The following is a 2,471-nucleotide window of genomic DNA, read 5'->3' as shown; positions in this document are numbered from 1 at the left end:
GTATAGCATATATAACAAAGCTATATTTGTTATATAATATATAACATTCAATGTGCTTTTTCGTTAAATTTGTTACAAATTAGCATTTAGCTATGTCGACTATTTCACTGCAAAACAGTATTCACCTAGAAAACCGATTAAGACCGATCGATTTTATTGCACGAGCAATAAATGGGGTCAAGCTGTTTTTTGGCCTGTTTGGTATTGTAGTGTTAGCACCATTGCTGCTATGTACTTTACCCTTTGCAATTCTTTATTTTGCCCGCCTTAATAGAAAAATGAAGAATGTATTTGATCAAGTGTATAATGAAATAGATACTACCGATGAGCGTGCACTAATGGAAATGCATCTGCATGCTGAAGATATGCTCGAGGATATAAAACATGCTAAGAAAACGGCCAATATATTTGAAGGAGCATTTATTACCAAGCCTGTTGCTCAACAGCTACATAGACTATGTTTTCAGGTGAAAAATTTTGAGGAAACTATTAAAAATGCTGCATATCCTCATATTGATACTCCCCTTTCTGATGAGGATGTAAATTACCTTGTAAAAAAGTTCGAACAATTTGAAGATTGGAATGCGTCAGCAGGGTTGACGGCATAAATTGAACATGCGATATCAAGCCGGTGACGTAGTAACAGTATACTTTCCTTGGCGTGATGAAGACGGTAGCATTGTTATGAAAGAAAGGCCGGCAGTTGTATATGAAGTGGATACTGTTGAGAACCGTGTCTTAATTCAAATAACCAGCAAAAATAGATCTGATAAATTGCCCGGCATCTGGGTGTTGAAAGATTCAGACGCAGGTAAAAAAATGAGGCTTAAAAAGGACTCATTCATCAACGTTTCTCAAATGGTTAACTTGAACATGAGATTTATAAAGCGATTAATAGGATTTTGCCCATTGATGGAGAAAATACAGGAGATTATTGAGGATCATGATATAAAGCCAGGGGATGAATTTTAATTTGATCAAAAAGACCCAAGCATACAGCTCAGGCCTTTTCTTCATAGGGGTGGGGGCGGTCTTTACCAGATGGATTGTATCGGGTATGTTTTAATATTTTTTAGTATCGCTTCTCCTGAAGCCTGAATGGTCAACTTGTTCAGGGGTTCGTCAGAGAAAAATAGTTCTGTAATTACCTGCTCTCCGTTATTGATAAATATTTCCAGTGAAGATTCGTCCTTGTAAAACCGGATATTGAATGAAGCAGGATCAAAGAGTAGTGGTGAACGGTGAATGCTGTTAAATTCCTCCGAAAATGAGGTCTTTCCTGCTTTCGACCGATCGAATATTATCTCATGCTTTTCAGGAACAATGGAGAGCTTTATATATTCCCCAGCCTCATTTTCAAATATGAAGTCAAGGGTGCCGGAGGTAGCTTGTGTAACATCAAGGTTTATTTCAGCCAGGTCAATGGGTTTTTCAAAAGTGTGCCGGCTATTGGTCAACTTGACCTCTGGCATTGATATCGCTTCGTTTCGTAAGCTATTCAAAGCTTCTACAGGCTCGCTTTTGATGCGGTAATTTTCTTCATGCTGATAGAGGCTGAGTTTTCTGGGTACTGTCATGGCGCTACGCCATTTTTCTGTGGGCACAAGCATGCCATAAGCCCAATTGCTCATCCATCCGAGAAACAGGGTTTCTCCGTTGGGTACGTTGCTCCAGGTGACGCCGGCATAGTTGTCTGCCCCATAGTCCAGCCAGAGGGTCGTCTTTTGGTCAGTGGTAAATGTTTTTCCATCAAAGTCCCCAATAAAATATTGAGTAGCGGAGCCGCCATAAGGCCCTCCGGGATTGATGCTTACTAGGAGTACCCACTTTTCATGGCCATTGTAGTCCAGGGGGAACAGGTCAGGGCACTCCCATACACCTCCATGGGCACCCAGATCGTGACCGAAGTCACTTTCCTTGATCCAGTCGATCAGGTTGGGTGAAGAGTAGAAGCTGATATGGTCCTTTACGGCCAAGGCCATGATCCACTTGCCGGAGGGTTCGTGCCACCTAACCTTCGGGTCTCTGAAATCTTTGATCCCGGGATTTTTTAAGACCGGATTGCTCTCATATTTTGTCCATGTCCTGCCTTTGTCGGTGCTGTAGGCAATGCCCTGGGTTTGATATACGTCGCTTCCTTGTTTCTCCAGAATGGGGTCATGGTAGGTGTAGATAGCTATCAGTGGTGGGTTTTCTTTTGTGCCAAGGCCGGAGGTATTCAGGCTGTCGTATACTGCGCTGCCTGAAAAGATATAGCCGAGGCTGTCGGGGTAAAGGGCAATGGGCAAATGCTCCCAGTGCACCAGATCGGTACTTACTGCATGGCCCCAATGCATAGGTCCCCACACGGTGCTATCGGGGTAATATTGATAGAACAGGTGATATTCACCTTCAAAATAAACCATCCCGTTGGGGTCGTTCATCCATTTTTCCTCCGGGGAAAAGTGAAATTGTGGCCTGTATTTTTCTGT

At 42.6% G+C, this 2,471-nt stretch carries 3 protein-coding genes; 2 read left to right on the top strand and 1 reads right to left on the bottom strand.

Annotated elements, in window-relative coordinates; all coding sequences use genetic code 11:
• The first annotated feature begins 92 nt into the window (after positions 1-92).
• A complete protein-coding gene (locus E1163_RS01045) occupies positions 93-608 on the top strand; it encodes a hypothetical protein (protein WP_155168671.1) in 516 nt (171 codons plus the stop codon).
• 7 nt (positions 609-615) lie between these two features.
• A complete protein-coding gene (locus tag E1163_RS01040) occupies positions 616-972 on the top strand; it encodes a type II toxin-antitoxin system PemK/MazF family toxin (protein ID WP_155168670.1) in 357 nt (118 codons plus the stop codon).
• A gap of 62 nt (positions 973-1,034) precedes the next feature.
• On the opposite strand, the gene E1163_RS01035 is transcribed toward E1163_RS01040, so the two are convergent.
• Positions 1,035-2,471, bottom strand: a 1,437-nt coding sequence (locus E1163_RS01035; protein WP_155168669.1) for a glycoside hydrolase family 32 protein, incomplete at its 5' end; no start/stop codon positions are given.

This window comes from Fulvivirga kasyanovii (assembly GCF_009711405.1).
Lineage (GTDB): Bacteria > Bacteroidota > Bacteroidia > Cytophagales > Cyclobacteriaceae > Fulvivirga > Fulvivirga kasyanovii.
Note: the sequence above shows the minus strand (reverse complement) of the source record. Positions and strands in the feature narration are given on the sequence as shown.